General features: G+C 72.2%; 5 protein-coding genes. 3 read left to right on the top strand and 2 right to left on the bottom strand.

The genetic code is table 11. The features are described 5' to 3' along the window. Nucleotides 1–25: 25 nt before the first annotated feature. The gene (locus tag E1200_RS31380; RefSeq protein ID WP_131955973.1) at nt 26–1,570 is read right to left on the bottom strand and encodes an ATP-dependent DNA ligase; all 1,545 of its coding nucleotides are present in this window, start codon (nt 1,568–1,570) and stop codon (nt 26–28) included. Between the two features lie 125 nt (nt 1,571–1,695). On the opposite strand from E1200_RS31380, the gene E1200_RS31375 reads away from it, so the two are divergent. The 3 genes from E1200_RS31375 to E1200_RS31360 all read left to right on the top strand — a co-directional run bounded on the left by E1200_RS31375 (nt 1,696) and on the right by E1200_RS31360 (nt 3,566). Further along, entirely contained in the window at nt 1,696–2,436 is a 741-nt protein-coding gene (locus tag E1200_RS31375) for a hypothetical protein (protein ID WP_131955971.1), read from the top strand. Nucleotides 2,437–2,968: 532 nt separating this feature from the next. Beyond that, a complete protein-coding gene (locus E1200_RS31365; protein ID WP_131955969.1) occupies nt 2,969–3,322 on the top strand; it encodes a hypothetical protein in 354 nt (117 codons plus the stop codon). Beyond that, a complete protein-coding gene (locus tag E1200_RS31360) occupies nt 3,315–3,566 on the top strand; it encodes a hypothetical protein (protein WP_131955967.1) in 252 nt (83 codons plus the stop codon). The genes E1200_RS31365 and E1200_RS31360 overlap by 8 nt, the downstream gene beginning before the upstream one ends. A gap of 119 nt (nt 3,567–3,685) precedes the next feature. Here the strand turns inward: E1200_RS31360 and E1200_RS31355 are convergent, their stop codons facing one another. After that, nucleotides 3,686–4,657, bottom strand: coding sequence for a diiron oxygenase (locus E1200_RS31355; RefSeq protein ID WP_131955965.1), 972 nt, complete (start codon nt 4,655–4,657; stop codon nt 3,686–3,688). Nucleotides 4,658–4,698 lie beyond the last annotated feature (41 nt).

Raw genomic sequence — 4,698 nt, 5'->3', positions numbered from 1 at the left:
GGAGGGGTGGTCGGGGACGTGGAGGTCAGTCCGTGCGGGGGGCTACGGCTCTTACCGTGTCGATCGTGTCGGCTTCGGTGGCGGGTTTGTCCTCGCGGTAGCGGAGGACCCGGGCGAAGCGGAGGGCTATGCCGCCCGGGTAGCGGGGGCTTCGCTGGACGCCGTCGAACGCGATCTCGACGACAAGCTCGGGCCGGACGTGGACGGTGTGGGCGTCCTCCCGCACGGCCAGTTCGCGGAGCTTCTTCGTCTGCCACGCCAGGAGCTCGTCGGTGAGGCCCTTGAACGTCTTGCCGAGCATGACGAAGCCGCCGGTCTCGGGGTCGCGGGCGCCGAGATGCAGGTTGGACAGCAGGCCCCGGCGGCGGCCGTTGCCCCATTCGACCGCGAGGACGACGAGGTCGAGGGTGTAGCGCGGCTTGACCTTGATCCACCCGGCGCCGCGGCGTCCCGCGGTGTACGGGGAGTCGAGCGACTTGATCACGACGCCCTCGTGGCCGCGCGCGACGGCCTCGTCGAACACCTCACGCGCCCGCTGCGGGTCGGCGGTGACGACCCGCGGCATCCGCAGCTCTTCGGGGACGAGCCGGACGAGTGCCGCGCCCCGCTCCGCGCCCGATGCGTCCAGCAGGTCGCCGCCCGGGGGGTCTCCGGGTTCGCGGAGGTGGAGGACGTCGAACAGGTGGACCGACAGCGGGACGGGCTCGGTGTTCTTCGCCGTGCGGGTGGCGGTGCGGGCGGCGGTCACCTGGAACGGGTGGGGGCCGCCGTCCGGGCGGAGCGCGATCAGCTCGCCGTCGAACACGGCCTCGCGGACCGGCAGCTCCCGCACGGCCGCTACGACCTCCGGTAGCCGGGAGGTGATGTCGTCCAGCGTGCGGGTGAACACCCGGACCTCGCCGTCGGAGATGTGGAGCTGCGCGCGGATGCCGTCGAGCTTCCACTCGACGGCCGCCTCGGCGCCGAGCTTGGCGAACGCCTCTTCCACGGACGGGGCGGACGCCGCGAGCATCGGCTTGATGGGCCGCCCGACCTCCAGGGTGAACGCGCGCAGCCCGGCGACGCCGTCGGCGAGCGCGGCCGTGGCGACCGGGCCGAGCGTGCCGCGCAGCATGAGCGCCCGCCGGACCTCGGCGGCCGGGACCCCGGCCGCCGCCGCGACGGCCTCGGCCATCACCCCGTCGAGCGCGCCCTGCCGCAGCTCGCCCGCCAGCAGCCGGACGAGGAAGTCCTGCTCGGCGCGGGTGGCGCGGCCGAGCAGCGCGGCGAGCAGCGCGCGCCGCCGCGCGACCGAGCCCGGCCCGGAGACCGCGCCGATCTCGGTGAACGCGGCGTCCACCTCCGGGACGGTCAGCGACGGTTCCGCGGCCGGGGGCGGGACGTCGCGCAGTGAGGCGTACCCGACGCCGATCTGGCGTTGCGGCAGCTCACCCGACAGGTAGGCCACCACGGTGGCCGCCTCGCCGGGATCGGCCGTGCGCAGGCACTCCGCGAGCGCGGATACCTTGGCCTTGCGGCCCGAGGTGCCCGCGACGGCCTGCGACGTCCGCGTGATGTCGGCTAGCAGCACCTCTCCATTGTGACCACGAGGTCTGACAATCCATACCGTCCGGGGGCCTGGTCAGGAACATGGGGCCTGACTACGTTGACTTGTGGCGGGCCCAGTCACCGAGACGGGGGAGTGAGGAGCGGGGAGTGGGACTTCAACGTCCGCCGGAGCCGTTCGACCGGTTCTACTCCGCACCGGAGCCGCCATCGCCGTCCCATGGCCCGCGGCTGCTGAAGCTGCTGGCGGTGCTCGCCGCCGTCGCGGCGGCCGGGGCGGTCGTGTTCCTGGTGGTTCCCGGCCGGAGCGATGGCGGTGGCGGCGGCGAGGACGCCGCGGCCGTGCGGCCGATGACCGACGGCGCGTCGCGGGAACCGGTGCGGTCGCCGGAGTTCGTCCGGGCGCTGCCGTCGCCGTGCGGGACGGTCTCGCAGGAGACCGTCGACCGGGCGGTCCCGGAGGCGCGCCGGCAGCAGAGCGGCAACTCGACCTTGACCACGTGCACGTACGCCGCGGCGGGCTCGCCGGCCCGGTGGCTCCGCGTGGAGGCGCACCTGTACGCGCCTGACAACACCGCCACCCCGGTGGAGGACGCCGCGAACCTCTACGACGAGCGGTGGGCCCAGGCGCACGACGCGCCGCCCGCCCGGACGATCAGCCTGCGGCGGCAGCCGGACGTCGGGGACGAGGCGTACCGCTGGGCCAAGGCCGCCGAGGCCGGGCCGGCCGTGATCGGGCAGGTCACCGCCCGGACGCGCAACGCGGTCCTCACCGTCAGCTACAGCGAGCCGGCCCCCGGCGCGGTCGGCCGGCGGGCGGCGGAGCGGGCCTCGCTGGACCGCGCCGCCGCCGTCGCCCGCGAAGTCGTCACCGCGCTAAATCATTTCTGACCTGAATCGGCCGATCATGGCATATTCTCTGTCAAGAGCTTCTAGGGTGATGTGGCAAAGGGAGGGGGTATGCCGATCATGCTCCCCGAACGAGGCCGGGTGATCGGCGTATTCGAGGCACCTGGGAGGAGGAGGTCGACGACGTGACCGTCCAATCGGTAGGAGTGTCCTGGGTATAACCCCAGGTCGGCAACCCGCAACGTCGACGGGGCCGCGGAGTGGACCCCCCTCCGCGGCCCTTTTGCATCCCAGCACCCGGACCAACCCCGCAGCATTTATGAATCATTTTCTAATATCAACTTCGGGGTCTCCAGGAAATGGCCGAAAGTAGAACCGGTTACCGTTCCAGGAGCCCGGCGCGGCGCCAGATGTCGCGGGCCCGGCCGTCCAGGAAGCCGACCTCGTCGAAGAACGCGGTGCACTTGCGGAACGCCCACGCCATCGTCGCGCGCCGCCTGGGGCCTCGTTCCCTCTAGGTTGTCGGTCGGGCCGACTATTCTGGCCCGCAGGCCACTGAACAGGAGGGCGGCAGATGGTCGCACAGCGCGAGGGGCGTGAGGAGCCGCTGATTCCCATGCCGGAACTGACCTGGCCCGCGCTCCGCAAGGCGGTGGCGACTGTGGCGCCGTCGCGGCTGCCCGAGTTGTTCGAGGACATGCAGAAGGCGTTCGTCGAGGCCGGCGAGAACGGCAGCATCGTCCCCATCCGCAGGTTCCACCTGCACTGGGGTGAAATCGTGGAGATCGAGCGCCACCCGGAGACCGCCCGCCGGTTGCGCGCGGCCGAACGCGCCATGGCCAGTGCCGACCCCGAGGTCCGGCAGCGCGCGATCCGTGAGATCGGTGACATCGTCCGCGCGGCCGGTCGAGCGGTCGCGGGTGAGTGAGTGGGCCTGGGAGTACGATCCCGACGACCTCTTGGACGGGCTGCCGTCCGAGGCGATCGCAGAGCTCGAGAGCCTCGCTCGTGAAATCGCGACGCGGGATTCGATGCTCTTCCCCGAAGGCGCGGCGCACACCGGTGACGTCCCGGGGCTGCAAAGGGAGCACCGGGGCCGGCTCATGGTGGCTTATCTGCCCGATGTGCGGGGCGAGAGAATCGTGATCGTCCGGGCCCTCTGGCTCGGCTGACGGGCGCCGACCGTACTCGGTCAGGATCCTGGTATCAGCCGGGTGATGGGTGGCTTGCCGCCGGGCGCCCCGTGGGGCCGCGCGGTGTTGTGCTGCTCGAGCCGGACAGCCGGCGCCGGTTACCGTTCCAGTAGGCCGGCGCGCCGCCAGATGTCGCGGGCCCGGCCGTCCAGGAAGCCGACCTCGTCGAAGAACGCGGTGCACTTGCGGAACGCCCACGCCATCGTCGCGCGCCGGTGCGGGCTGATCGCCGCCACCCGCCGCGCCAGCCGCGGGTCCAGCCCCACCGCCGAGTAGCACGACGGGTGGATCAGCTGGCCGGTCGCCACCCGCGTCACGCGCGCCAGGCCCGCGGCGGCCATCCGCCGCCGCACCGCGGGCAGCACCGCGACCAGCCGCTTCAGCTCCTCGCGGGCGTACTTGATGTGCCGCGCCTCCTCGATCACGTGGATCCGGGTGACCTGCCGCACCAGCGGCTGCACGTCCTCGTCCGGGAACGTCATGCGCTGGAACGCGTCGGTGAACTCCTCCACGACGAGGGTCCCCGCGAACACCGGCATCGGGTCGTACACGGCCCCGAGCAGCTTCGCGATGTGGAACTCCGCCGCCCGCGGGCGGTGCGTGCGCAGCCCGCACGTCCGGACCATCCGGCCGAACATCTGCGAGTGCCGGCACTCGTCGGCGATCTCCGTCAGCGCGTAGGCGACGTGGTCGCTGTCGTAGCGCTGCCGGTAGGCGTGCATCACCAGCGCCTGCATCAGCAGCATCTCCGACCAGATGCCGAAGGAGGCGATGCTGCACATCTCCCGCCGCGACAGCTCCACGCGCTGCCGGTGCGTCAGCCCGTCCCACAGCGGCGTCTCGTAGATGGAGATGAGCTGCGGGGGCATGTAGAACACGTCCGGGTCCTGCGGGACGTCCCAGTCGATGTCCACGTCCGGGTCGTAGGAGTGCTTGCGCGATGTCCGCAGCAGGCGCTCGGCGACCACCTCGCGGTGGGTCAGGTCCAGCGTGTGGTCGCCGTCGTCGCAGCGGATCACCGCCGTCCACGTGCGGGGTCGGCCGTCGCTCGGCAATACGTCGGGGGGCATCGGTCCGTCTCTCCTCACCGGTATCGGGGGGCGTGGGGAGC

It is taken from the genome of Actinomadura sp. GC306 (assembly GCF_004348665.1).
GTDB lineage: Bacteria > Actinomycetota > Actinomycetes > Streptosporangiales > Streptosporangiaceae > Spirillospora.
The sequence above is the reverse complement of the archived record's forward strand: the minus strand, read 5'-3'. Positions and strand labels throughout refer to the sequence as shown.

Bases quoted from the DNA above. Each gene is read 5' to 3' on its own strand.
- E1200_RS31355 (WP_131955965.1), bottom strand. From the start codon at position 4,657: ATGCCCCCCGACGTATTGCCGAGCGACGGCCGACCCCGCACGTGGACG.
- E1200_RS31365 (WP_131955969.1), top strand. From the start codon at position 2,969: ATGGTCGCACAGCGCGAGGGGCGTGAGGAGCCGCTGATTCCCATGCCG.